Origin of the sequence: Streptomyces sp. NPDC057249 (genome assembly GCF_042669245.1) — a bacterium.
Lineage (GTDB): Bacteria > Actinomycetota > Actinomycetes > Streptomycetales > Streptomycetaceae > Streptomyces.
Genome location: NZ_JBHUXS010000008.1, coordinates 351905 through 375373, shown reverse-complemented (window position 1 = coordinate 375373; position 23469 = coordinate 351905). Strand labels below are relative to the sequence as shown.

At 69.1% G+C, this 23469-nt stretch carries 21 protein-coding genes and 3 pseudogenes; 8 read left to right on the top strand and 16 right to left on the bottom strand.

Annotation, left to right across the window (positions count from 1 at the left end):
- Positions 1-312: 312 nt before the first annotated feature.
- From ACFUJY_RS18130 to ACFUJY_RS18115, 4 genes are all read right to left on the bottom strand, one after another.
- On the bottom strand, positions 313-864 hold the full coding sequence (locus ACFUJY_RS18130) for a carboxymuconolactone decarboxylase family protein (protein WP_383300260.1): 552 nt from the start codon (positions 862-864) through the stop codon (positions 313-315).
- 609 nt (positions 865-1473) lie between these two features.
- Positions 1474-2112, bottom strand: a complete 639-nt coding sequence (locus tag ACFUJY_RS18125; protein ID WP_383300257.1) for an HAD family hydrolase — start codon at positions 2110-2112, stop codon at positions 1474-1476.
- An 850-nt stretch (positions 2113-2962) separates the two neighbouring features.
- On the bottom strand, positions 2963-3304 hold the full coding sequence (locus ACFUJY_RS18120; RefSeq protein WP_383300254.1) for a hypothetical protein: 342 nt from the start codon (positions 3302-3304) through the stop codon (positions 2963-2965).
- A 257-nt stretch (positions 3305-3561) separates the two neighbouring features.
- Positions 3562-3732, bottom strand: a complete 171-nt coding sequence (locus tag ACFUJY_RS18115; protein WP_383300251.1) for a hypothetical protein — start codon at positions 3730-3732, stop codon at positions 3562-3564.
- Positions 3733-3826: 94 nt separating this feature from the next.
- Here ACFUJY_RS18115 and ACFUJY_RS18110 point away from each other — a divergent pair, with 94 nt between their 5' ends.
- The 3 genes and pseudogenes from ACFUJY_RS18110 to ACFUJY_RS18100 all read left to right on the top strand — a co-directional run.
- The gene (locus ACFUJY_RS18110; protein WP_383300248.1) at positions 3827-4576 is read left to right on the top strand and encodes a vWA domain-containing protein; all 750 of its coding nucleotides are present in this window, start codon (positions 3827-3829) and stop codon (positions 4574-4576) included.
- 120 nt (positions 4577-4696) lie between these two features.
- The gene (locus tag ACFUJY_RS18105; RefSeq protein WP_383300245.1) at positions 4697-5341 is read left to right on the top strand and encodes a DUF6518 family protein; all 645 of its coding nucleotides are present in this window, start codon (positions 4697-4699) and stop codon (positions 5339-5341) included.
- A 62-nt stretch (positions 5342-5403) separates the two neighbouring features.
- A pseudogene (locus ACFUJY_RS18100) lies at positions 5404-5517 on the top strand (IS5/IS1182 family transposase); the annotation flags it as partial.
- Here ACFUJY_RS18100 and ACFUJY_RS18095 read toward each other — a convergent pair.
- The 3 genes from ACFUJY_RS18095 to ACFUJY_RS18085 form a co-directional block, all read right to left on the bottom strand.
- On the bottom strand, positions 5506-5883 hold the full coding sequence (locus tag ACFUJY_RS18095; protein ID WP_383300242.1) for a hypothetical protein: 378 nt from the start codon (positions 5881-5883) through the stop codon (positions 5506-5508). The pseudogene ACFUJY_RS18100 and the gene ACFUJY_RS18095 sit on opposite strands and share 12 nt — an antisense overlap.
- 350 nt (positions 5884-6233) lie before the next feature.
- Positions 6234-6869 carry an HAD-IA family hydrolase gene (locus ACFUJY_RS18090; protein ID WP_383300239.1) on the bottom strand — a complete coding sequence of 212 codons (636 nt, stop codon included), beginning with the start codon at positions 6867-6869 and terminating at the stop codon, positions 6234-6236.
- 219 nt (positions 6870-7088) lie between these two features.
- Positions 7089-7532: a winged helix-turn-helix transcriptional regulator gene (locus ACFUJY_RS18085; RefSeq protein ID WP_383300236.1), complete on the bottom strand. Its 444-nt coding sequence runs from the start codon at positions 7530-7532 to the stop codon at positions 7089-7091.
- Positions 7533-7654: 122 nt separating this feature from the next.
- On the opposite strand from ACFUJY_RS18085, the gene ACFUJY_RS18080 reads away from it, so the two are divergent.
- The gene (locus ACFUJY_RS18080; RefSeq protein ID WP_383300234.1) at positions 7655-8065 is read left to right on the top strand and encodes a RidA family protein; all 411 of its coding nucleotides are present in this window, start codon (positions 7655-7657) and stop codon (positions 8063-8065) included.
- Positions 8066-8295: 230 nt separating this feature from the next.
- Here the strand turns inward: ACFUJY_RS18080 and ACFUJY_RS18075 are convergent.
- The 4 genes and pseudogenes from ACFUJY_RS18075 to ACFUJY_RS18060 all read right to left on the bottom strand — a co-directional run.
- Positions 8296-8910, bottom strand: a pseudogene (locus ACFUJY_RS18075) (SDR family NAD(P)-dependent oxidoreductase); the annotation flags it as partial.
- A gap of 361 nt (positions 8911-9271) precedes the next feature.
- Positions 9272-10054, bottom strand: a complete 783-nt coding sequence (locus ACFUJY_RS18070; RefSeq protein WP_383300231.1) for an MBL fold metallo-hydrolase — start codon at positions 10052-10054, stop codon at positions 9272-9274.
- A gap of 385 nt (positions 10055-10439) precedes the next feature.
- Positions 10440-10853 (bottom strand): hypothetical protein, encoded by a 414-nt coding sequence (locus ACFUJY_RS18065; protein ID WP_383300228.1) that lies wholly within the window; start codon positions 10851-10853, stop codon positions 10440-10442.
- Positions 10854-10859: 6 nt separating this feature from the next.
- Positions 10860-11294: an NAD(P)H-binding protein gene (locus tag ACFUJY_RS18060; protein WP_383300226.1), complete on the bottom strand. Its 435-nt coding sequence runs from the start codon at positions 11292-11294 to the stop codon at positions 10860-10862.
- 79 nt (positions 11295-11373) lie between these two features.
- Between ACFUJY_RS18060 and ACFUJY_RS18055 the strand changes: the two genes are divergently transcribed.
- Together ACFUJY_RS18055 and ACFUJY_RS18050 are read left to right on the top strand one after the other, a co-directional pair.
- Positions 11374-11820 carry an Rrf2 family transcriptional regulator gene (locus ACFUJY_RS18055; protein ID WP_383300223.1) on the top strand — a complete coding sequence of 149 codons (447 nt, stop codon included), beginning with the start codon at positions 11374-11376 and terminating at the stop codon, positions 11818-11820.
- A gap of 576 nt (positions 11821-12396) precedes the next feature.
- Positions 12397-13434: an amidohydrolase family protein gene (locus ACFUJY_RS18050; protein WP_383300221.1), complete on the top strand. Its 1038-nt coding sequence runs from the start codon at positions 12397-12399 to the stop codon at positions 13432-13434.
- 116 nt (positions 13435-13550) lie between these two features.
- Here the strand turns inward: ACFUJY_RS18050 and ACFUJY_RS18045 are convergent, their stop codons facing one another.
- From ACFUJY_RS18045 to ACFUJY_RS18035, 3 genes are all read right to left on the bottom strand, one after another.
- Positions 13551-15497, bottom strand: a complete 1947-nt coding sequence (locus ACFUJY_RS18045; protein ID WP_383300218.1) for an alkyl/aryl-sulfatase — start codon at positions 15495-15497, stop codon at positions 13551-13553.
- 84 nt (positions 15498-15581) lie between these two features.
- On the bottom strand, positions 15582-16778 hold the full coding sequence (locus ACFUJY_RS18040) for an acyl-CoA dehydrogenase family protein (RefSeq protein WP_383300215.1): 1197 nt from the start codon (positions 16776-16778) through the stop codon (positions 15582-15584).
- 34 nt (positions 16779-16812) lie between these two features.
- Positions 16813-18393, bottom strand: coding sequence for a class I adenylate-forming enzyme family protein (locus ACFUJY_RS18035; RefSeq protein ID WP_383300212.1), 1581 nt, complete (start codon positions 18391-18393; stop codon positions 16813-16815).
- A 134-nt stretch (positions 18394-18527) separates the two neighbouring features.
- Here ACFUJY_RS18035 and ACFUJY_RS18030 point away from each other — a divergent pair, with 134 nt between their 5' ends.
- Complete coding sequence (locus tag ACFUJY_RS18030; RefSeq protein WP_383300209.1) at positions 18528-19124, top strand: TetR/AcrR family transcriptional regulator; 597 nt, start codon at positions 18528-18530, stop codon at positions 19122-19124.
- 49 nt (positions 19125-19173) lie between these two features.
- On the opposite strand, the gene ACFUJY_RS18025 is transcribed toward ACFUJY_RS18030, so the two are convergent.
- Entirely contained in the window at positions 19174-20592 is a 1419-nt protein-coding gene (locus tag ACFUJY_RS18025; RefSeq protein WP_383300206.1) for an MFS transporter, read from the bottom strand.
- A 289-nt stretch (positions 20593-20881) separates the two neighbouring features.
- Between ACFUJY_RS18025 and ACFUJY_RS18020 the strand changes: the two genes are divergently transcribed.
- Entirely contained in the window at positions 20882-22108 is a 1227-nt protein-coding gene (locus ACFUJY_RS18020) for a serine hydrolase domain-containing protein (RefSeq protein WP_383300203.1), read from the top strand.
- Positions 22109-22207: 99 nt separating this feature from the next.
- Here the strand turns inward: ACFUJY_RS18020 and ACFUJY_RS18015 are convergent.
- Positions 22208-23425 (bottom strand): annotated as a pseudogene (locus ACFUJY_RS18015) (MFS transporter); the annotation flags it as partial.
- Positions 23426-23469: the final 44 nt, after the last annotated feature.

Sequence of the window (23469 nt, the reverse complement as noted above, 5' to 3'; positions counted from 1 at the left end):
CGACGTGCTCTGGGCGATGCTGCGTGACAAGAGGCTGTTCACCTCCGCCCCACCGGTCACGCAGACGGCTTGACTTCATCATTGAGATTCCTCGCCGGACACACAGTGCTGCGCCGCGGCCTCGACGCGATCCCACGGCGGCGAGGGCTCGCGCTCACGGCCGACCGCGTCGCCCGGAACAGCCGTCGCGCGGCGCCGATCGCCGAGGTCGTCGGCGCCGGCCTGCCGGCCCGGAGAGGGTGGCCGAGTACGGCACCGGCCCCTGGTCCACAGCACTCTGGTGCTGTGGACCAGGGGCCGGTCCTCGGCAGCTCAGGAAGAAACGCTCATGGGGCGGCCGTAGCCCACGGTGGTGATCCGGCGGGCGGATGCGAGGTAGTAGTCGTCGGACTCGGGCAGGGCGGTGTCCAGGCAGCTGACGTAGCGGTTGAACATGCAGAAGGATGCCGCGATCAGCACGGTGTCGTGCAGATCCGTGTCGCTCGCGCCTGCCTCCCTGGCCTCCGCCACGGCGGCGGCGGTGACGGGCCGGGCAGCGGCCTGGACCTCGGCCGCCACGGCGAGCAGCGCCCGCAGCCGGGGGCTGACCGGGGCGGTCGCCGGGTCGGCCAGCACCGCGTCGACGACCGCACGCCCGTCCTCCAGCTGCGCGGCGGCGAACGCTCCGTGCGACCCGGCGCAGAACGGGGTGCGGTTGAGGTGGGAGACGTACGCCGCTATGAGCTCCCGTTCGCCCTGCGGGAGTGAGGCGGGCGCCCGCAGCAGCGTCTCGGCGAGCTGGTTCAGCGGGGCGGCGGTGTCCGGGCGGTTGGCCATCAGCCCGCTGATGCCGGGAAGGTCGTTGTCGAGCGCGATGTGCGTCATGGGTTCCCTTTCGCGGAGGGGGGCGTGAAGTTGCGTAAATGAGCGGTCAGCGAGGTCGCGATCAGTGCGAGAGGCGGACGGTCCGCAAGGCCGAAACGGCTTGAAGGAATGCGATCGAGCCACCGTGCGTAGCCCGAACGGTCGGAGAGGCTGCCCGACCGAGGAGGCCTCGGCCGGGCCGAAGTCCGCTGGGCCACGAAGCGGGAAACACAGGCGTCGGAGATACCCCCTGACACTCGCAGACACAGTCCTTGCCGTCGTTGCGCGTGCGGAACCGGAGCCTTGTCCTGGTGCCCGTCCTCGCGAAACCTTGCTACGCGCGGCCTTGGGTGTACCTCTGAGCCCTTGAGCTCCCTCGTCTTCGTCATCAAAGATGAAATCCTACTGACCACAACCAGCCGCAATCCACCGCTTTGCCTTTTCCTCCCGAATTCAGCCTCCGATGGGAGAGGTCACATGCGCCCGGTGCGGATGCGGGCGGCTACCGGTAGGTGTACGCGGCGGTGACCCGGCAGGCGTAGACGCTGTTGGGGTGCGGCAAGGGCTGGAGGCGGATGCGGGTGTGACGCCGACGTGTTCGGGGACGGCTGAGCGTCGGCCGGGCCGGCATCATCCGGGCGGGACACGCCCTGGAGCCCGTGTTCCGGCGTCCAGATGAGCTGCGATGCGCGTGATCGTCCGGGCGTTGTCCTCGAACAGATGGGCCTGCATGCCGGCTGCTCGGGCAGCCTCGACGTTGACTGCGACATCGTCGATGAAGAGACAGTTCTCGGGCAGCACGTCCAAGGTTGCGCAAGCCGCCTCGAAGGCTCGCAGGTCGGGCTTCTCGATCCCGATCTCGTGTGAGTAGACGATATGCTCGACCAGTTCGTCGAAGTGGTACAGCGCAGATTCTCGCTCCCGGGCCCCGACGAAGCTGTTGCTGAGGATGCCCAGTCGGCAGACTCCCCGCAGCCCTCGCGCATAGGCGATGAGCTCCTCGTTCGGCGTTCCCAGGTATTCCGCCCAGGCGTCAGCCATGAAGGCCCCCACTTGGGCGGGGTCGAGCCCCAAGCGGGCTGCCACTTGCCGGTGCACCTCTCGCTCACTGATACTTCCGACGCTGCCAGCCCGCCATACGTCGCGCATCCGCTCATTCACATGGCCCAGCGGCAGCCCCAGCCGCTCTTCCCACCGTTGCACCCATCCCGTCTCCGGCGTGATCTCCAGCACGCCACCGATATCGAAAATGACGCAAGTTGCTGTCACTCGCCCCCTCCTTCTTCGTCCTGCCACCTGGCGAGCGCACACCGCCCGCTCATGCGATCCATGGAGAAACTGTTGTCCTTCCCCTTGGGGCAAGGTCAAGCCGTCCTGGAAGCTTGTGGTGGCCCCCTTGCGATCCGCTGACACGACCCGGCTGCGTCAGCAAGTGCCTTCCACCGGCCTGGAGGTGAGCGTCGAGGGCAACTGGCCGAGGGCCAGTCGTTGTCGGCCTCCCGGCCCTGGGGCGATTCCGGCTCGTCCGGGACGGACGGCCCTTCGCCGTCCGCAGAGGTGCGGGCCCCGTGGGATCAGAGGGCTCCATGCCCTTCCGGCGTCCCCGTCGCCATGACCGAGACCGTCACCTTGTCCGCACGAGGACCACCGACGCCGCGGTCACAGTGATGAAGGCAAGCGTGAGAGATGCCGTCACCGTGTGCGCTTCACGCAGTCCAGGCCCCGCCGCGGAGGGGAAAAACGTACCCAACAAGGCCACCCCGAGGAACCTGCCGGTCCCGGCCCGGGGAGGGGCAGACTGCCCGGCAGAAGGCTACTCACGCCGACGGCAGAGCAGTTGGGGCCGCCAGGCACCACGGTCATGGGCACGGGTTCTGCCGCGCCAGAGTCGCCCGGCAGAACCCCTTCGTGTGCGCGCAGCCCCTTGTACGGGCCGCCCTGCGTCACTGGCTTACGGGGCCTCGTCCTTCATGAAGTGGGCGGCGGAATCGGTCAGATCCGAGGGGGCGGCCATTGCCGTACCCAGCACGAATGCCGTGGTGAACAGAACGGTTGCAATGAGCTTCGTCAAAGTCTCTGTGTTCCTCATAACGGGCGGGAAAGCTGCTGACCGCCTGGTCTAGGCGCGGCGGATCGTTCCTGCCTGCCTCTTCATGACGCGGACGATCGTTTCTGCGGGTGGCGGTTCATCGAAGATCGGAGCGACCGGGCCGGAGAGCCCTTGCGCCTCGATGTTCTTCGCCGGCTCGGCCGACGGGTACTCGTCGGTCCAGAGCGGTCGCAGCCCGAGCGGATACCGAATCTCCTCGAACTTGTCCGACTGCGAAGTGTGCCCGTGTTCGGTTCCGGCGCTCGGCACCGGTGCGGGCCAGGCCTCCCGTTCGATGGCCTCAAGGCGTCGGCGGAAGTCGACGTGCAACTCGTCCATCGTGTCGAAGAAGCTCTCCAGCAGAGAGCACATCCATAACCTCCTCTAGCCTCGCCGACCGTGGGCCCCCACTGTGCCGGCATGGCAGATGGGGCCGGGCTGTACAGGGACGGCGGTGCATTGTTCGCTCGTGATCGCTGACGCGATTCCAGACTCCCCAACGACTCCCACGGCCGAAAGGAACGTTCCAATCGGGTGACATCGTCCGCAGTTGACACCGCGTAACCGGATTGTTCCGACCACGAGCCTTCCGGGTTCCGCGACGGTCACTCGGCGAACCCGGAAGGGAGTCACCGCCTGCGGGGCGCCCAGCCGTTGCCCACGCCCGCCACGTGCAGGGCCAGAGCCGTGAGTCCCAGCAGCATGACGTTCGTCGAGGAAAACACGTCGTTGGTGCTGACATCGGCCGCATTGATCAGGAACGAGACGAAGAACAGCACTGCCGCGACTATGCCGAGCATGAGAAACCCCTCTCATCGAAAGTGCATCCCGTGTACCCCATCACCGGATACATAGGCGGACTGACGACCCCGCATTTGGTTGCAGGATGGGGGCATGAGTTCATCGAACAGCCGGGAGTGCGTTCCGGCCATCAGCCTGTCCAAGGTGATCGAGTACGCACCGGACTTGGTGCCCCTGTACGAGGCGGCGGGCAGCAGCGTGCGCGCCCACGGGCTGGAGGGGACGCGCGCCGCCGTGTACCTGGTGCTGGACCGTTCCGGGTCGATGCGGCCCTACTACCGGGACGGCACCATGCAGCGGCTGGCCGAGCAGGTGCTGTCCCTGTCGGCCCACCTGGATGACGACGGGATCGTCCCGGTGGTGTTCTTCTCCACGGACGTCGACGGGTCCACCGATCTGGAACTGGGCCGGCACCACGGGCACGTCAGCAGGATGCACGAGGGCCTCGGCCATATGGGCCGTACGAACTACCACTGGGCGATGGACGCGGTCATAGACCACTACCTGGCTTCCGGCAGCAGCGCCCCGGCCCTGGTCGTCTTCCAAACCGATGGCGGGCCGACCAGCAGGTTCGCCGCTGAGCGATATCTCTGCAAAGCGGCCCGGCTGCCGCTGTTCTGGCAGTTCATCGGGTTCGGTGATCCTCAGGACAACGAGTTCGCGTTCCTGCGCAAACTCGACACCCTCGCCGTTCCCGCCCGTCGCGTCGTCGACAACGCCGGCTTCTTCCACGCCGGCCGTACTCCGGGGGCCGTCGACGACGATCAGCTGTTCGACCAGCTTCTGCGGGAGTTCCCCGAGTGGCTGGAGGCCGCGCGCGCCGCGCGGGTGCTGGGAGCCTGACGCTTCGCTGAGCACGGGGCGAGGGGCGAGGGGCGAGGGAGCAAGGGGCGAGCGCATATACATCCCGTGTATACATATTGTGTATAGTGCGCGGACCGGTGCCCCCGAGGAAGGCAAGGCATGACATACGCAGCGCCCCGGCCCGAGCCTGCGCAGCGCAAGGTGGGGGCGCGTCCGCTGCTTCCGCATCTGCTGGCGGGGGCCGGAGGGCTCCTCTTCGGAGTTCTGACCAACCTGGCCCAGGGGTGGCTCCCCGGCAGTTCTGGCCAGATCGCGAACTCGGGGGCCGTGTGGTGTGTGGCCGCCTTCGCTGCGGGGGCGCTGACCCGGCGCGGGTCAGCCCTGGCACCGGTGCTGGCCGGGCTACTGGCCGAGACATGCCTCGTAGTCGGCTACTACGGCTATGCGGAGTACGGCCGCGACGGCATGGGGGACCTGCTCTTCCCACTGGTCTGGCTGGCTCTGGCTTGTATTGCGGGACCTCTCATGGGCATGGCCGGCTACTGGTGGCACCAAGGCCGCACCGCCGGCCGCCGGATCACGGGGCTGGCCGCCCTGCCGGGGGTCTTCGGCATGGAGGGCATCCACTTCGCCTGGACCCTCCACTACACCGCTGAGGCCACCGCCTGTTTCGCCCTCCTCGCCGTACTCCCCTGCATGGGCCGCTCGTGGCGCGAACGCCTGATGGCTCTGGCGGTCGCGATGGCCTTCGCGGTGGTGGCGTACGGGTTGGTGGAACTGCCACTGAACGGCGTGTCGGCGTGAGCACCGCCCGTACGCACCGCCGGTACTCGGGCGGTCCGCGACGGGGCCGAGACGTGTGAGGTCAGTGGCGCGGCCTGGCCATGCGGACCGACAAGCTCGCCACCGCCTACCCAGGCCGCACCCCACCTCGCCGCATCCGCATCTGGCCCGGCGATAGACCGCCGTCAGCGATCGACTGCCCAGCGCGCGTCCGCCGGCCAAGAGCCCGTGCCAACGATCTGCTTAACGAGCCTGAACGCCTCACCGATGGGAACAGTGTCCTCGTCCGGGTACTCGTCATCCTGTCCGTTGGCGAGGACGAACCCGTCGCTCGCTCCCCGAGCCCCGGGGTCCACGGCGTGCTCGCCCGGATCACCCTCGCCGTCGAACAGCATCACCATCGCACGCTCGGTATTCGTTACGAAGGCCAGCGACCGGCCGGACGAACTGGCCAACCACGTCTCAAGCTGCCCGCTGTCGATCCTCGTCCGAAGAGCCTCCAGCACCGCGTCGGACGAGACGGTCACAGGGCTGTCGTCCTTGATCACCCAGGACTCGATCACGAGCAAGACGATCTCACGAACGTTTCAAAGAGACAGTCTCCGGGCCACCTCTTTCGGATCTTGCATGGTGATCGACATGGAGCCGGAAACCTGCGCTCCGGCCGGGCTGCACGTCCTGCGTAACGTCCTCGCCTCTCGACCCGAGGCCGCGCCGTCGGCCGACTGGGAGGCAGCGCGGGTCTTGGAGAAGAAGCACGCCGTCGTGCTGCCGGAGCCGTCGTACCGCACGTTCGTGACGGAGGTCTGCGACGGCCTGCGGGCCGGACCATCTTTACCGCCCCGAGCGGCTTCACCCGGGTCGCCGGCACACCGCCGGGGGCTGTCGGCCGGAACGGGTGCACGCGCCTTCCCTACACGAGAGACGGGTCCACCTCGTCCATGATCGGGGCGACGAGATGGCGTAGGTCGGAGATGTCGCGGTAGAGCACGGCAGTCATGCCGGCCCGGCGGGCTGCGTCGACGTTTGTCTGGCTGTCGTCGACGAAGGCACAGCGGTGGGCGGGGACGCCTGCGTGCTCAGCGGCGATCTTGTAGATCTCGGCGTCGGGCTTGGCGATGTGGACACGGGAGCTGTTGACCACGTGGTCGGCCAGGTCGGTGAGACCGAGCTGAGCAAGGTCGTCGTCGAGCCACACGGTGGCGTTGGTGACCAGTACGACCGGGACACTACGGCGGACCCGCCGGATCAGCTCGACCACCTGCCGGTCCGCGCGGGAGGGGGCGTGGGCGAACGCCGAGGCAAGAGCGGCTGCCTGCTGGGCGGGCACCTTGGTGGCCAGGGCGTCGGCGATGGATGCGGCCCACTGGGCTCGGCTGATCCGGCCGAGCAGCAGCGGCAGGTCCCGCTCGGGGGCGAACGCGATCTCCATGGTGGTGCCGGAAGGGAGTCCTGCGGCTTGCTCCTGGCGGTTCACCTCGCCCAGGTCGTAGAAGCGGATGACGTTGTCCAGGTCGCACAACAGGGCGTCGAAAGCGAGGTCGCTCATAGCCGGTGATCATGTCAGAGCGCCCGACGGCGCCCGCCTCATGGGCCCTCTGCCCGAACCCCTGAATTCCTGTCGTATGAACACGCTGACTTTCGTTCGCCCCGCAGCCCGGAGGTCGAACATCGACGAGACGGACCCTCGCCGGTCGAACTTCGGTGAGTCAAGTCAGTGTGACCGGGCATCGTAGTCGGCCCGTCCGGCCAGACACACGCTCAGTACTCACCGCATCAGCTCGCCTGGCGAACCATTCGGCGTTCCCGGCCGGGCGTCGCGGTGGCCGGTGGTGGGACCGGGGTCGTCCTGCTGGTCGTCGAAGGCTCGGCGGGCGTTCTCGATCGCGGGCAGGTGGGCGTCTGCCCAGGTGAGCAGGACTTCCACCGGGTGGCGCAGGGTCTTGCCGAGCGGGGTGATGCGGTAGGTGACCGCGACCGGTCGGGTGGCGGTCACCTCGCGCTCGACAACGCCGTTGCGCTCCAGTCGGCGCAGGGTCGCCGTCAGGGACTTCTGCGTGACGGCCGGAATCGCCCGGCGCAACTCGTTGAATCGGCTCGGGCGCTCGCACAGGTGGCTGAGTACGGCGAGTGACCACTTGTCCAGCACCTGGTCGAGAAGTTCGCGGTGGGGGGCGTCGATGCGCAGGCCGGCGGGGTCGGCGGTATCCATGGCGAAACCTGGTCTCGTTGAGGTGCCTTTAGGACACTAAGTATCTTCCAGATACCGAATCGGGCCGTCAATTCGTACACCCGAACCCCCCGTACACCCTTACGCGAACAGGAGCACCACTCATGTCGGTTCAGCACTTCACTCCCCAGGGCATGCTGCAGCCCACCCCGTACCATCACGTCGCCGTCGGCACCGGCACTCGGCAGGTCCACATCAGTGGGCAGGTCGGCCTTCTGGCGGACGGAACGCGTCCGACGCCCGGTGACCTCGCGGGGCAGGTCGCCCAGGCACTGCGCAACACCGCGCTCGGCCTGGCCGGCGCCGGGGCCTCGTTCGCGGACGTGCTCCGGCTGACGTTCTACGTGACCCAATGGCACCCCCAGCGGATCGGGGAGTTCATGGCCGGGGTGGAGGCCGTCGCGGAGGAGGTCGGGCTGCTGCTCCCGATGCCCCCGGCTTCCCTCATCGGCGTCGACCACCTCTTCGAACCGGACGTCCTGGTGGAGGTCGAGGCGACCGCGTTGCTGGACTGACGGTGGGCGCACCCCCGCGTCCCCGAGCCCTCCGCGCCGCCGCCGGTGCCCCGCCCGAAGTGGCCAGGTGGGACAACGCCCCGTCCCACAGCGCCGGCCCTCGGGCCTCGGGCACATGCATAGGGGCGCCCCTGAGACTTCGGTGGCGGCCACGGTAGTGGCATCGGGCGCCTCCTCAACGGAGCCGGCGTGCGGCGCCGACGGACGCGATCCGTCGGGCCGCCCGGCGTGGTGAACGGTGCGTCCGGCCCGCCGAGGGCGGTGCGAATCCAGCCCGGTGCCAGCAGGACGAAAGCGCGCCGGGTCTCCGACTGCCGGATCGCGAAGCTGCGCATGAACATGTTCAGGGCCGCTTTGCTCCCGCGGTAGACCTCGCGGCCGGCGGTCGTGTTGTTCGTGATGCTGCCCTGCCCGGACGACATCGCGCCGATCAGCCCGGTAGGGGATACGAGGTCTTCGAGGGCTTCGATCACGCGCATGTGACTGAGGGCGTTGGTGATCATCACTTGGACGAAGTCCGATGTCGGAACCGCCCCGATCGGGGTCTCCTCGTGGTTCGTGGTGCCGGCGTTGACAAGGAGCAGGTCGATGCGGCGGTGCGCGAGGCGGTCGTGCAGGGGCGCCAGCTGGTCGGGCTCGTTGATGTCGAGGTGCTCGACATCAACGAGCCCGCCGGACTGTTCCGCGAGATCGTGCAGAGCTGTTCGGGCGGTGGTTTCGCGGACCGTGCCGATGACGCTCCATCCCCGGTCGAGGAGTTCGGCCGCCATCGCGTGGCCGATGCCACGTGAGGCCCCGACGATGAGTGCTGTCGGCGTGCGTCGGTCTGCGCCGGTTGGCGGCATACAGGGTCATCTCCGTTCTTGCTCGGCAAGCTCACGACGGGGCGGTGGCCGGTAGGTCAAGGAGGGTAGCCCCGCGCGGAAGGCTCGTGGCGACCCGTGAAGTGTGGCTCATCTTCGCGTACGAAGATGCATCCTCCATGGCGCCGACACAGGCCAACGCCTGGTCAGAGCACGGCCGCCACCTGGTCGAGCAGGGCCGCGCCCGATCCCTCGGGGGCGTCACCGACGCCCTCCCGGCCCACCACAAACCGGGGCACCGATCCCAGCTCCTTCTCCTGGCGTGACGACCGTCGCCGGTACTTGGACCGCGATGAGCGCGTCGTATCAAACCGCGTTCGGGCAGCACCGGTGACGTAGGGGGTCAGTCGTCGAGCGGTACGCGTTCACCATCGGCCACGAGGTGGGGTGTGACACCCCGCTCATGGGCGGCGCGGGCGAACCTCTCAGCGATGTCGGGCTGTTCGGCGTACGCGGGAGGGTTGTCGAACAGTTCGTAGTGGATCGCGCAGGCTGCTGTGGCGCCGAGAGCCGCCGCGGCTTCCACGGCCTGTTCGGGCGTCAGGGTGACGGGCACATTGGCCTCGTAGCCCTCGAACCTGGCGATCACACCGTTGACGGGCAGGAACGCCACGTCGAACGGGCCGTGGTCACGGGCGATCTGCCACCAGTTGCCGTGCCACATGGTGTCCCCGCAGTGGATGATCCGCCTCCCGGCCCCTTCCACGACCCACGCGACCTGGTCGCAGTCGCTGCCGCGCCAGTCCAGCGACGCGACGGGGGTGACGGTCAGCCCACCGATGTGACGCGACTCCCCCAGTTCCTGCGCCTCGGCCGCGATGCCGTCCTCCGCCAGCGCCGCGGCGGTGGGAGTGTGGCAGCCGATGGTCCCCGAAACAGCGAGGCGTGCGATCAGCTCCCGGTCGTAATGGTCGGGGTGCACATGTGTGATGAGGGCATGTGTTCCCGCCGGGGCGTCGACAGGCGGCAGCGGTCGCCGGGGCAGGCCCATGACGGGTGCGAGCGGAGCGGTGCTCTCGAGCGGGTCGATCAGCAGAAGTGTGTCGCCCAGCGCGATCTCGATGCCCGCCCACCCGAGGCGACGCAGGTGCAAAATGTCAGTGACGGTGTTGGTGTTTGTGGTCATGGAATCCTCCTTGTGCGGCTGATCGCCGCTCGTGCCGGTAAGGGGTCCTGCCCTGTCGGCAGGTGCCGTGGGACCAGCACGGGCGCGTTCGGAGCACCGGTCCCAGGTGGGCGACCCCGGCGGAAGGGGCCGCCCGAAGCGCCCGACGAGCGAGGAACGAGGGCGTACGGGCTCTGCAGAACGAACCGGGCCACTGAGGAGTAGGCGAACCTCAGGGCGGCCGCCAGGGGTTGGCGAGCACGGGGCCGACCAGAGCACGGTCCCGCGACAGCGCCGTACCTCAGGTCTGCGCCGCGCCACGCCCCATGCGGGCGCAGGCGCGGCACGTGGCCCTTCGGCAGTCCTCCCGGCCCGGGTAGCCGCCGCGTCCTCCGTTGCCGCCGGGTCAGGACTTCGGGGTGGCGCGCACCGCGTCTGCGAGGGATGTCGGCTCGCGACCGGTCAAGTCGCCCACCGCGCTGCTGACGTGGGCGAGGAACCCGCCGCGCGTTGACGCGCCGAACGAGGTGAGCAGTTCTGACACCGGGTCCGGCAGACCGACTTCTTCGAGACGGGTGGCGAACGCGTGATCGTCGACGTCGACGAGTTCGACGTCGCGTCCGCCGATCTCACACGCGAGTTCCGCCAGGTCGCGGGCGGTGAGCGCCGCCGGTCCGGTGATGTCCAGGGTCCGGTTCTCGTACCCGTCCCGGGTGAGGACCGCCGCAGCCGCCGCGCAGTCCTCCCGCGTGACGTAGGCCGCCGCGCCGCCACCGCTGTTGGTCACCAGCCGGCCCGTGGCGATGGCCTGTTCGATCACAGAGCTTTACAGGTGCGCGTACAGGTTGTTGCGCAGCATGGTCCATCGCAGTCCGCTCTCCCGCAGCGCCTGTTCCGTACCGGCGTGGTCGGCGACCACCACGGCGGGGTTGGCGGGCACCGGCTCGGGGACGGAGGTGTACGCGATGTGCGCGACCCCCGCTTCGGCCGCCGCCGCGATGGCTGCCCGCTGCTGGTCGAGCCGGGAACCCACCGCGTCGGTGGATATGAGCAGGAGCCGATCGACACCGGCGAACGCGGCCGCTGCGCTGCGAGGATCACCGAAGTCTGCCTGTCGCACCCGCGCCCCGCGGTGTGCGAGGTCGGCGAGAGCATCGGGCGTGCGCGTCGTGAGGACGACCTCACGCGGATCGAGGGCCCGCAGCACCAGTTCGGCGGTGGCGCGTCCGAGGGGGCCGGAGGCACCGGTGATGCCGATCATCCCGTCTCACCAATCTGTAGTCATCAAAGTTACGATTCAAATCGTAGTCATGATGGCTACGGAATGGCAAGATGGTCGTATGGCCCGCTCCACCAACACCCAGTTCGCCGTCGCCGTTCACGTACTGACCTATCTGGCCGACGTCACGGAGGGCCGCACCGTGAGCTCCGAGGAGCTCTCCGAGAGCACCAACGTCAACGCCGTCTACGTACGGCGCGTGCTCGGTCCGCTGCGCGGCGCAGGGCTGGTGCGGTCACGGCCCGGCGTCCACGGGGGCTGGCAGCTCACCATGGATGCCGCGGACATCCGGCTCGACCGCGTCTGGTCGTTGCTCCAGGGAAACGACCAGGTCCTCGGTCGGCACGAGCCCGCCCCGACCTGCGCGGTGGGCCGCACCGTACAGGAGAGCCTGGACACGCTCGACCGAACGGTCGCCGATGCGATGACGACCGAACTCGGGCGATTCACCGTCCGCGACGTGCTGAGAGGTCTGCCCACGCCGAAGCCATCGCCGCAAGGCGAGTAGCTTCGATCCACCCCCTCCAAGGAACCGCCCGGCAAGCCGGCCACGCCTGACCGAGAGGTGCTCGCCCGACGCGAATCCGGCGCGGTGGGGCCGGGTTGCTGCCGCCGCGTGAACGCTCAGACCGAGGGGCAGCGCGTACGCGGGTGCCTCCGGAAGGCCGACGATCATCGGCTTGAGGCCGGCCGGCCATGGGGCGTGCCCTACGCGGGCAGCCGCTGGAGCCATGCCGTCGGGAGTTCCTGTTCGGCCTGGCTGAGGGTCTTCTGACCGGGCGGCGCTGCAAGCAGGGCGCGGGCAGCGCCGCCCGACCCTGGTTCCTCCACCCCGGGTCCCGGGTGGCGATGGTGGTGATCAGCGAGTCGCGCAGAGCGACAAGGAGCGCAGGGCCTCGGTCGCGCTCGGGGACGGACTGCCAGGTCAGGGCGGCGCCACTGGCGGTGGCACGGACGATCTGGGCGGCGAATCCCTCTTCCACGTACAGGAGCGCGATATCGCTGATATCAGCTTCCTGCTTCCAGTGCGTATATCATCGATACCGCAAGCGCGGTCTCAGCGATAACACCAAGGGGAGCTGTCATGTCCGACCGTTTGAGGATCATCGGGGTGGAAGAGACCGTCATCGTGCCGGCCGTCTACGAGGCGTACCAGCGGGTCGGATCGCCGCAGATCTTCTCGCGTGGCTTCGGGGACAGCCCGATCGCGAAGAACCTGCACGAGGTCGGCGAGCAACGGCTGGCCCACATGGACGACCAGGGCATTGACGTCGCTGTGCTGTCCTTGTCCTCCCCGGGCGTGCAGGACCTGCCGGAGGCCGATGCCGTGGAGGTGGCGCGCGAGGCCAACGACCAGCTTGCGGCGATCGTCGCCTCCTGGCCCGACCGCTTCCAGGCGTTCGCCGCGATTCCCACCCAGTCGCCGGCTGCGGCCGCGGCCGAGCTGGAGCGCACCGTGTGCGAGCTGGGCTTTCCCGGGGCCATGCTGTACGGCCGCACCGGGGACAAGCCGGCCGACCACCCGGACAACGACGAGCTGTACGCGATGGCCGAGCGTCTGGCCGTGCCGCTGCACTTCCACCCTCAGACACCGGTCCAGCCCGTCATCGACGCCTACTACTCCGGCCTGCCCGAGCCCATGGGCGCCGTGCTGGCCGGTGCCGGGCTCGGCTGGTACTACGACCTCGGTATCCAGTATCTGCGCATGATCTTCTCGGGGGTCTTCGACCGGTTCCCCGACCTGCAGGTGATCGCGGGGCACTGGGGCGAGGTCGTGATGTTCTACCTCGACCACACCGGTTTCTTCGGCGAGGCAGGCCGCCTGCGCCAGCCCCTGGCGGACTACTTCAAGAACAACTTCTGGGTCGCCGGCAGCGGCACCAACAGCCCCCGCTACCTGCGCTGGACCGCCGAGGTGATGGGAACCGACCGAATGCTGTACTCCACCGACTACCCCTTCACCTACGGCTTCCGTCCCGGCGGCTTTCCCTACGTCGACACCAGCAACGGTGAAGCCCGGTCCTTCCTGGAGAACTCGCCCTTCACCGATGAGCAGAAGGCCGACATCGGCCACCGCAACTGGGAACGCCTCACCGCCCGCGCCAAGCACCTGACGGCCTGACAGGCCAATGCCCGTTCCGGGACGCCGGGCATCCCTCCCCGCGGTGCACCACCGCGGGGAGGGCCCGACTCGTCCCCAGCAAGATCGCATACATCGCCGCCCGAAAGGGCCGGCCCTCAGGGAGTGACGATCGCGAACGTCTTGTCCGGCTTGTCCAGGACCGACATCAGCCGGGTCAGCAGACCCGCGTCACCCTCCATGGTGATGCCGTCCACTCCCTTGCCCGCGAGCATGCGCAGGAGCTGGGCCTTGGTCATCGTCATGGTGAGGCCCACCTCGTCGGACGGATGGGGGCCGGTGGTCCGGGTGAGGAGTCCGTTCGCGAGACGGAGACGCCGGCGGTCCTCGCCGATGTGCCAGTCGATCGTGAGGTCGAGGGACCATGCCTTCGGCCCGTTCACACGGACGGCGAGTCCGTCGATGAGCTGATCGACCGTCAGGGCCTGGTGCATGTCGGGGCCGATGGTGGCACTGGTGCCGGTGATGACGCCGTGGGTCAGTTCCCGCGCGCCCGTGAGATAGAAGTTCCGCCAGACCGCGTTCTCGACGGTGTGCCCCAGGCGGGTGTACAGGGCCGCCAGATCGCGGCGGGTCCGCTTGTCCTCCGGGTCGTCGAATACGGCGTGGTTGAGCAGGGTGACGGCGAACCGGACGTCGCCGCGTTCCGCGTAGTGACGGGCTCGGGCGCGGACCGCGGCCTGGCCGCCCAGGGTCTCCACCCAGCGGTGGGCCTCCTCGACCGGAGGGTGCTCCCACAGGTGTGCGGGGTTGCCGTCGAACCAGCCCATGTAGCGCTGGTAGACGGCTTTGACGTTGTGGCTCAGGGAGCCGTAGTAGCCGCGGTTGGCCCAGACGCCTTCGAGTTGGGGCGGCAGCTGGAAGGTCTCGGCGATCTCGGTGCCGGTCAGGCCCTGGTTCATCTGCCTGACCGTCTGGTCGTGGACGTAGCCGTAGAGGTCCCGCTGGTGCGTGAGCAGCTCGACGATGTCGTCGTTGCCCCAGGTGGGCCAGTGGTGGGAGGCGAACGCGACGTCGGCGGCGCCGGTGTAGAGGCCGATCGATTCGGTGAGGTAGCCGGCCCAGGCGTGCGCGTCGCGTACCTGGGCTCCGCGCAGGGTCACGATGTTGTGCATGGTGTGGGTGGCGTTCTCCGCCATGCAGACGGCGCGGAGATCGGGGAAGAGGAAGTTCATCTCTTCCTGGCACTCGGTTCCGGGAGTCATCTGGAAACGGATCCGGACCCCGTCGAGCGTCATCTCCTCACCCGTGGCACCGACGGAGTGGGTGGGAGGGATGAGACCGACCGTGCCCAGCGAGACGGTCAGACCGAGACCGCAGCCGACCTGGGACGTCACACCGGTGGGCAGTCCGGCGCCGTACATGTACGAGGAGCGCCGGGACATGGCAGGGCCGGCATAGACGTTCTCGCTGACGGCGTGCTCCATGAACCCGCTGGGCGCCACGACGGGGACGTCCCCGGGACCGTCCGGAAGCACCCCCCTGCAGCCGCCGAAGTGGTCGACGTGCGGATGGGTGTAGATCATCGCGCGGACGGGGCGTTCGCCGCGGTGGTCGCGGTAGAGGCGCAGGGCCGCGGCGGCCGTCTCGGCGGAGATCAGCGGGTCGATGACGATGACACCGGTGTCGCCCTCGACGATCGTCATGTTGGACAGGTCCAAACCCCTGACCTGGTAGATGCGGTCGGTGACCCGGTAGAGGCCCTGGTGCGACAGGAGCCGGGCCTGCCGCCACAGGCGGGGGTCCACGGTGTCGGGAACCCGGCCCCCGGCCTCGTCGAGGAAGCCGTACCTCTCCGGATCCCAGGCGGTCCTGCCGTCCGCGGTGGTGATCGGGCCGCCCGTGAACGCGGCGACGAACCCACGGCGCGCGTCGTCGAAGTCGGTGGTGTCGTCGTAGGGGAGGCCGTCCGTACGCGTCGGCGTCGGGGTCCCCTGCGGGCGGTGACCTGAAGTCGCCCGTGCGGTGACGGGGTTGAGCGAGACGGCTGCGGCGGCGGCGCCCGCCGTGGCTGCGGCGAAGCCGCGCCTGTTCATCGGTGTCATGGGTGGAAGACCTTTCCCGGGCGTCCGGAACGGCATGACCGGAAGTGCGAACGAGGGGGCGGACACCTTCCGCTGCGGCGGGTGTCAGTGGTGCAGGGCCAGCAGCTTGGCGATGCCGTTGCGCTGGATCTCCGAGGTGCCGGTCAGTACGCGGAACATCCGGATCTTGCGGAAGAGGAATTCGATCTCGTTGCCCTGCGTGAGCCCTTCCTTGCCGTGGATCTGCACCGCCTCGTCGAGGATGCGGAAGGCGGACTCGGCGACGAAGAGCTTGCACATGAACGCCTCGGTGTGGACCTCGCGGCCCTCGTCGAGGGCCGCGAGCGCCGCGTACGTCATGGAACGTGCGGCGTACAGGCCGGTCGCCATGTCGGCGACCCGGTGCTGGATGGCCTGGAGCATGAGAAGCGGCTGCCCTCCCGCGACCATGCGGGTCCGGGCCCGGTTCAGCGTCAGGTCCAGGGCGCGGCGGGTGGCGCCGAGGACACTGGGGCAGTGCAGCAGCCGGTTCGTGGTGACCCTGCCGAGTGCGATGCGCATCCCCTTGCCCTCCTCACCGAGCAGGTTGGCGGCCGGGACCCAGCAGTCGTCCAGGATGATGTCGCTCTCGATGTGCTCACCGGACATCGGCGTCGCGCCGTCCTCGACACGGCAGCCGGGGCTGTCGAGGTCCACCAGGAAGGCCGAGAACCGGGGCTTGTCGTCCGGCAGTTCACCGGTGCCCGCCATACGGGCGACGACGATCGCGAAGTCGGCGAACGGGCCGGCGGAGGAGAAGACCTTGTGCCCGGACAGGCGGTAGCCCTCGCCGTCCCGGGTGGCGACCGTGCGCATGGAGCGGACGTCGGACCCGGCGTCGGTCTCCGTGAGGGAGAAGCAGCACGCCCGCTCGCCGCGGATCAGCGGCAGCAGGTAGGTGTCCAGCTGGTGCCGGGTGGCGTACTTGAGGATGTCGCCCGCGCGCAGCGGGCCGCCCATGTCGCCCAGCACGCAGTGCGACAGGACGCGTCCACTGGCGCCGAGCTCCTCCTTCAGGGCGGCGAGCTGGGTGTACGTGAGGTTCTGCCCGCCGTACTCCTCGGGCAGGTGGATGCCGTAGAAGCCGAGGTCACGGCTGCGGCGCCAGACCGGTTCGAGATCGGCGCGGGTCAGACGCCCCATCGGGGTGATGCCGCGCTCGCGTTCGTAGTCGGCGAGTTCGCCGTCGAGGTAGCCGCGCAGGCGGTCGACGAGTTCGGCCGTGCGCGGGTCGTCGTAGGTGGGACGCAGGGAGAAGGTCACGGGAGCTCCAGGAGGAACGGACGGGCGATGGCGGTCAGTTGACGCGGCGGGAGGCGGTCGCCCAGTACGGTTCGCGCACGGCCTTGCGGTCGAGCTTTCCGTTGCGGTTGTGCGGCAGCTCGGCCACGAAGTCGACGGCCCGGGGCTTCTTGAAGCGGTCGAGGCGGCCGGCGCAGAAGGCGATCAGCTCGTCGGCGGTCACGCCGGTGTCACCGGGGCCCTGGACGACGACGGCCCTGACCGCCTCGCCCCAGGTGTCGTCCGGCACGCCGACGACGCAGGCCTCCTGGACGGCGGGGTGCTCGTAGAGGGCGGCCTCGACCTCGGTGCAGTAGATGTTGAAACCGCCCGAGATGATCATGTCCTTCTTGCGGTCGACGATGAAGAGATAGCCGTCCTCCCGCATCCAGGCGAGGTCACCGGTGTGCACCCAGCCCTCGCGGAACGTCTCCGCCGAGAGCTCGGGCTCCTTCCAGTACTCGCGCACACAGTCCGGGCCGCGCACGATGACTTCGCCGACCTCGCGCGGGCCGAGCTCACGGCCCTCCTCGTCGACGACGCGCACCTCGGTGTCGTAGGAGGCCCGGCCGCACGACTGGAGCAACTCATGGTCCTCCTCGACGGCGTGGGCGATCTCCCCGGCGCTCAGACCGGCGACCACGCTGGTGGTCTCCCCGAGCCCGTATCCCTGGGCGACGACGGGCCCGAAGAGCTTCACCGCGTCACGCAGGCGCTGCGGTGAGATGGGCGCGCCGCCGATCCGCACGCTCGTCAGGGAGGACAGATCACGGTGCCCGGCAGAGGGGTGGGCGAGCACCATGTTCACCATGGCGGGGACGAGGAAGGTGGCGGTGATGCGCTCCCTCTCGACCGCCTCCAGAAAGCTCTCAGGGGTCCAGGCGGGGAGGACGTACGTCGTGGAGCCGCCGAACACGCCGGCCAGGAGACCCATTCCGGTGGCGTGGGTGATGGGCCCGCAGGCGAGGTAGCGCGTGCCGGGCCGTGGCCGTGACTCGTCGGACATCAGCAGCTTGCGCATGTTCGCGAGCCGGTTGCCGACGGTCTGCACCGCGGCCTTCAGCGCTCCGGTGGACCCTGAGGTGAAGTTCAGGACACAGGGTTCGTTCTCGTCCACGTCCACCAGGAAGGGGCCCGCGTCACCTTCGGCGAGCAGGGTGGAGTAGGTGACGGCCGGCGCTCCGGGCGGGACGTTCCCGTCCGGTTCCTCGTCGAGCGGTACGGCCAGGCAGTCGTCGCCGGCCGCGGCGATCGCGGCGAGGGCGTCCTCGCGGTGTGCCGCGTCGTAGACCAGGGCGCGTACGGAGGCGTAGCGCAGGATGTGCGCGATCTCGCTCCGCCCGAGGCGCGCGTTGATCGGTGCGCGGGTCAATCCTGCCTTGTACAGGGCGAACTCGGTCTCCACCAGTTCCCCGCGGTTCCATGCGAGGGAGGCCACCACATCACCGGGGCGAAGACCGCGCGCGGCGAGGGCGGAGGCGAGGCGGTTCGCCGAGGACTCCAGCTCGGCGAAGGACCAGGAACGCTCCCCGCACACGAGGGCGGGGGCCTCGGGCCAGTAGCGGGCGCTGCGTGAGAGATAGGTGCCGAGGTTCATGAAGCCGTACTCCAAGGGAACAGAAGATGCACAGTCAATTCATTTACAGACAGCTTGTTCAGTAAAGTAAGAAGTGTCAAGAGTCTTCTAGACTGGGCGCGCTCGCAGCGTCACGATCGAGGAAAGGTGGCTTCGTGGCCGAGGACAGACGGACGAGGCGGTCACGCCGCGCCCTGGGGACTGCCCTGGTGGAGCTGGTGCTGGAGCGCGGTTTCACCGCGTTGACCGTCGAGGACATCACCGAGCGGGCGGACGTGGCCCGCGCGACCTTCTACGCGCACTGCCGCGACAAGGAGGACCTGTTCGCCCGCGTGACGGCGGACCTCCTGGCCGGGCTCGCCACCCGGATCGAGCCCGTCGTCGCCGACAGCGAGGTCGGCTTCACCGGCAGGCCGGTCCTGGAGATGCTGCGGCACGCCCGCGAGGAGCGCGACCGGTACCGGATCGTGCTGCGGGGCGAGGGCGACGGCAAGCCGCTGCAGATGTTCATGGACGCCCTTGCCCGGGCGACGGCCGAGGAGTTCCGCGCCCGAGCGGAACGCAACGCCGTGCAGCCGCGCATCGACCCTGAACTGCTGGCCCGCGTCTGGGTCGGGGAGCAGATCGCCGTGCTGCGCTGGTGGGTGGAGCAGGACGTCCCGTCGCTGCCCGACGAGGAGGTCGTCCGGATGCTGCTCGACCTCGCCCTGCACGGCCGGTACTGGGCCAGCGGCTTCACCCGCCCGGCCTGAGCCCCGGGCGGCCGCGGGATTCCGGCACCTCGCGGCCGTCCGGGGGCGGTCAGCCCAGCCTCAGCCGCCGCGCGTCCTGCTCCGGCCGGATGGCGATCAGGGCGGCCACGGCGCAGACGAGCATGACGGCGGCGGACAGCAGGTAGGCCTGGGTGTAGCCGGCGCTCCGCGAGGCGGCGAAGTCCAGCAGGTGCCCGGTCAGATACGGGGAGACCAGTCCCGGCAGGGTTCCGGCCGCGGCGACGACACCGAACACGGCACCGCGCTGGACCGCCGGGACCACGGCCGAAACGGTCATGTAGTGCAGCGGGAAGACGATGGCGTGACCGCCGAACGCCAGGGCGAGCAGCGCGAGGTGGGCCCCCCGGCCGTCGACGAACGGGAGGGCTGCCATGGCCAGCGCCGCGACGGCCACGGCGACGCCTTGCGGGACCGCCGTCGACCAGCGGCTCGATCGCCCCCGGCGGCGGAGGAGGTCCACCAGTACGGGTATGGAGAGCAGCAGCACGAGGCTGAACGCGGAGATGGCACTGATGACCGTCGCGCCTCCCCCGGGGGTCATTCCGAGTTCCGTGCGCAGGTAGGCGGGGAGCCAGGCGTGGCTCAACGCCAGCGCCCAGGACGCCCCGAAGGCGGCGACGATCGACCCGAGCACCGTGCCGTTGAGCAGGAGCCGCCGGTACGGCAGTCGCTCCGAGGCGCGCGCGGTTTCAGCGCCCGGGGTACCCGCAGTCCGAGGTCCGCCCCCGCCGGGTGTGGGCGGGGGCGCGGAAGCCGGAGCACCGACGGCCCGATGTCCGCCCGGTGCGGCCTCGCCGCCGTGCGGCCCGTCGTGCCCCACCCGCCACCAGACCAGGCTCCACAGCGCACTCGCCACCGCGAGGACCACGAACGCCGAGCGCCAGCCGAAGCTCGTGATCAGCCAGGTGACCACCGGAGCCGCGACCAGCGTGCCCAGGGCGGCCCCGCTGATCTGCAGGGCCGACGGCAGACCGCGGCGGTCCGCCGGGAACCACTTGTACAGCGCGTGCATCGACATCGACGCCGCCGGCCCTTCGGCGGCCCCGAGCAGTACGCGCCCGGCCACCAGCGCGGGCACCGACGCCACGACGAGCACCGGCAGTTGGGCCACCGCCCACAGGGCGGCCATGGCGAAGAGCAGGACCCGGCTGGAGAGGCGGGCCGAGGCGAAGCCGACGATCAGCCCCGACAGGCTGAACAGCAGCGAGAACGAGCTGGAGATCATCCCGTACGTGCTGTTGCTGATCCCGAGCTCATCCATGATCGGTACGGCCGCGAGCCCCAGCACGGACTTGTCCGCGTAATTGATGAGCATGAACGAGACGATCATCGCGGCGATCAGCCATGCGTGCCGCCGATCGAACGCGGGACGCGGTGGTGCCCCCTGGGCGTCGACGGGGCCGACGGCCGTGTCGAGAGGTGGGGCGGACGAGGGCGGTTCGACCATGAGGCACACTCCAGCGGCTCGGGATGAAGGGGTGCGGAGGAGGCGGGGAGCAGGGTGCGCCCGGAGCTCGCGTCGTCCGCGGCGGGATGCGCGACAGCCACGCCAGCTTTCCGGACTGCCTGTCTGATATCGATCGCTTCATTTGGAAACGTAGCTTCCGGCCGCCTGCGCGTCAACGAGTTCACCCGGCCGTAAATGACCTCTGTTCCCAAAACTGAACCATGTGTACGGTACCGAGAAGCATGTTTGAGATCTTGCAGCCCCTTGCCGCAGACGGACGGAGCGACACATGACCGAGACGGCCCCACTGAGTGACCTCGCGTGGGCGCGCGGCTACACGGACCCCGCCTGGATTCGCCGTTTCACGGCCTCCGGCCGCGAGCTCTCACCGAGCCGCAGGGTCTGGCGCGGCTCTGACCGGCCCCGCAACCTGCCCGGAAGGTCCGCCGTTCCCGGCCTCGGCACGCACGCGCTCGACACGCTGCCCCTCGGACTGAACGGCGGTGCCGCGTTCACGCTGCCGGACCTGTTCGCCGCCGCGCAGACTGACGCCTTTCTGGTCCTGCATCGCGGCTCCGTGGTGTACGAGAGGTATCTGCACGGCACCGAAGGGCACACCCCGCACTTCAACGCATCGGCGGCGAAGTCCTACATCGGCCTGGTCGCGGCGGTCCTGGCCCACCAGGGGCACCTGGACCGCACCGTCCGGACGTCCGCCTACGTCCCCGAACTCGCGGGAACGGCCTTCGGCGAGGCCCGGATCGAGGACCTGCTCCACATGGGCACCCAGGTCTCCTACGCAGGCCGGCACTTCGACAAGGCCATCGAGGCGCAGCGGTACTTCGCCGTACTGTCCCCCCGGTTGCGCCCCTTCGGCTACCACGGACCGGCCACCATCCGCGAGCACCTCCTCACGGCTCGCGCCGCGGGTGCGCCCGGAACGGACTTCTGTTACGAGAACGGCAATGTCGAGGCCCTCGCCGAAGTCCTCCGCCGGGTCTCCGGTACGAGCATCTCGGCCCTGGTCGGCGAACTCCTCTGGTCCCGGATCGGGGCGGAGGAGGACGCTTACTACATCCTCGACGGGGACGGCGTCGAGGCGGCGAGCGGGGGCTTCAGTGCCACAGCGCGTGACGTCGCCCGCCTCGGCGAGATGCTGCGCTGCGGCGGAGCGGTCGGTGACCGGCAGGTGGTGCCCGAGGCCGTGGCCACGGCCATCGTCAGCGGCGTCCCCGACGGCTACCCGCGCCGTGTGCGTTTCCCCGGTGCGCCCCCGACCTCGCCGGCCACGCTGTCGTACCACGACCTGTGGTGGATCCCGAACGACCCCTACGGCTCGTACATGGCCAGCGGAATCCACGGCCAGCGGCTGTTCGTCTCACCGGGGCTCGACCTCGTCGTCGTCCACTTCGGTTCCCAGGTGATCTCCTCCGCCGTGCCGGTCGTCCCGTTCGTCCAGGCATTTCTGCGGATCGGCACGCACCTCCACTCGGAGGCACAGCCCGCGGTCCCGTGAAGCCCGGCGCGGCGCCGGCGGCCCGGCACCGCCCGGGCGCGATGCGCAGTCCGCTCTCTCGGGCGCGAACCCGGGGGCCTCATCCGTGGACACCGTCCGCATCGTCCGGAGCGGTGACAGGACGTTCGGAAGGACACTCAGTGTCATACCCGCCGCACCGATCCACAGAGTGGCTGCCGGTCCGAACACGGAGCCCGAGGCTCCGCCCAGCAGCCCACCGAGAGGAATACCGCCCCAGGAAACGAACCGAGCTGTTGCGCTCATCCGGCCCAGAAGCCGATCCGGCGTCAGGGCCTGCTGGAAGCTCGACTGAGCCACCACACGGACGACTCCCCCCAGTGACAGAGCCGCGAGTCCGATCGCAGCCGCATACACGCTCCAACCCGCTCGGGCCAACGGCATGAACGCGGTCAACGGACAGGTGACCAGTGACGCCAGCCAGATGACCGGTCCTTGACCGACCCGCCCGGAGGCCCTGGTCGCCAAGAGCGCGCCCAGCAAGGCACCGCAACCCATCCCTGAGAAGATGATTCCGATCTCAAAGGGCTGGAGACCGATCTCCCGCTCCAAGAAGACCAGCAGCATGGTCTGATACATCACCAGGAAGAGATTGAATACCGCATCCCCCAGCATGATCGCTCTGAGGGCGGGGTGCTCGGCGACGAACTTCAGACCCTCCCTGATTTCACCAGCCAATCGCGGACGATCGCTCGGCTCGGGCTTCTCCTCGCGTTTCCTGATGGTGATCGCGAGCAGCCCCGATATGGCCATCCCGGCCGAACTCACCAGAAGCGTCGCAGGAGCTCCGACCAGGCCGACCAGCGGCCCCGCCGCCGTCGGCCCGCTGATGCTGGTCACCGACCGTATGGCCGACAGTTTCGAGTTCCCTTCCACGAGCCTGCCCCGTCCCACCAAGTGCGGGAGATAGCTGACGTACGCAACGTCGAAGAAGACGGTCAGCACTCCATGAGCCAGGGCGACTGCACAGAGCCACCACATGGTGAGAAGGCCCGCCCACCACGCCGCAGGAATCGTCAGGAGGAGCAGCGCGCGAGCAAAATCAGCGCAGATCATCACCGATCGCTTCCGCATGCGGTCCACCCATGCGCCCGCCGGCAACCCGACCAGTAGCGATCCTGCCGAAGTCACCGCGGTCAGTAGGCCCACCTGGAACTCGTCGGCGTGCAATGCCACGATGGCAACCAGGGGCAAGGCCAGGAAGATGATGCGGTCACCCAGCTGACCCAGCGCAGTGGCGGCGAACAATCGACCGAAGTCCCGATCGCGCAAGAGGCCAGGCCCGGGTGGTTTCGCCATGGGGTTCCCTGCTGTCGAAGGGGCGATGTGTCCTTGCTGGCTTC

What these genes read in the sequence shown, in the direction of transcription:
- ACFUJY_RS18020 (WP_383300203.1), top strand. Translation starts at nt 20,882, where the DNA reads ATGACCGAGACGGCCCCACTGAGTGACCTCGCGTGGGCGCGCGGCTAC.
- ACFUJY_RS18105 (WP_383300245.1), top strand. Translation starts at nt 4,697, where the DNA reads ATGACATACGCAGCGCCCCGGCCCGAGCCTGCGCAGCGCAAGGTGGGG.
- ACFUJY_RS18110 (WP_383300248.1), top strand. Translation starts at nt 3,827, where the DNA reads ATGAGTTCATCGAACAGCCGGGAGTGCGTTCCGGCCATCAGCCTGTCC.
- ACFUJY_RS18050 (WP_383300221.1), top strand. Translation starts at nt 12,397, where the DNA reads ATGTCCGACCGTTTGAGGATCATCGGGGTGGAAGAGACCGTCATCGTG.
- ACFUJY_RS18035 (WP_383300212.1), bottom strand. Translation starts at nt 18,393, where the DNA reads ATGAACCTCGGCACCTATCTCTCACGCAGCGCCCGCTACTGGCCCGAG.
- ACFUJY_RS18070 (WP_383300231.1), bottom strand. Translation starts at nt 10,054, where the DNA reads ATGACCACAAACACCAACACCGTCACTGACATTTTGCACCTGCGTCGC.
- ACFUJY_RS18115 (WP_383300251.1), bottom strand. Translation starts at nt 3,732, where the DNA reads ATGCTCGGCATAGTCGCGGCAGTGCTGTTCTTCGTCTCGTTCCTGATC.
- ACFUJY_RS18025 (WP_383300206.1), bottom strand. Translation starts at nt 20,592, where the DNA reads ATGGTCGAACCGCCCTCGTCCGCCCCACCTCTCGACACGGCCGTCGGC.
- ACFUJY_RS18120 (WP_383300254.1), bottom strand. Translation starts at nt 3,304, where the DNA reads ATGTGCTCTCTGCTGGAGAGCTTCTTCGACACGATGGACGAGTTGCAC.
- ACFUJY_RS18085 (WP_383300236.1), bottom strand. Translation starts at nt 7,532, where the DNA reads ATGGATACCGCCGACCCCGCCGGCCTGCGCATCGACGCCCCCCACCGC.
- ACFUJY_RS18060 (WP_383300226.1), bottom strand. Translation starts at nt 11,294, where the DNA reads ATGATCGGCATCACCGGTGCCTCCGGCCCCCTCGGACGCGCCACCGCC.
- ACFUJY_RS18130 (WP_383300260.1), bottom strand. Translation starts at nt 864, where the DNA reads ATGACGCACATCGCGCTCGACAACGACCTTCCCGGCATCAGCGGGCTG.
- ACFUJY_RS18045 (WP_383300218.1), bottom strand. Translation starts at nt 15,497, where the DNA reads ATGACACCGATGAACAGGCGCGGCTTCGCCGCAGCCACGGCGGGCGCC.
- ACFUJY_RS18055 (WP_383300223.1), top strand. Translation starts at nt 11,374, where the DNA reads ATGGCCCGCTCCACCAACACCCAGTTCGCCGTCGCCGTTCACGTACTG.
- ACFUJY_RS18090 (WP_383300239.1), bottom strand. Translation starts at nt 6,869, where the DNA reads ATGAGCGACCTCGCTTTCGACGCCCTGTTGTGCGACCTGGACAACGTC.
- ACFUJY_RS18080 (WP_383300234.1), top strand. Translation starts at nt 7,655, where the DNA reads ATGTCGGTTCAGCACTTCACTCCCCAGGGCATGCTGCAGCCCACCCCG.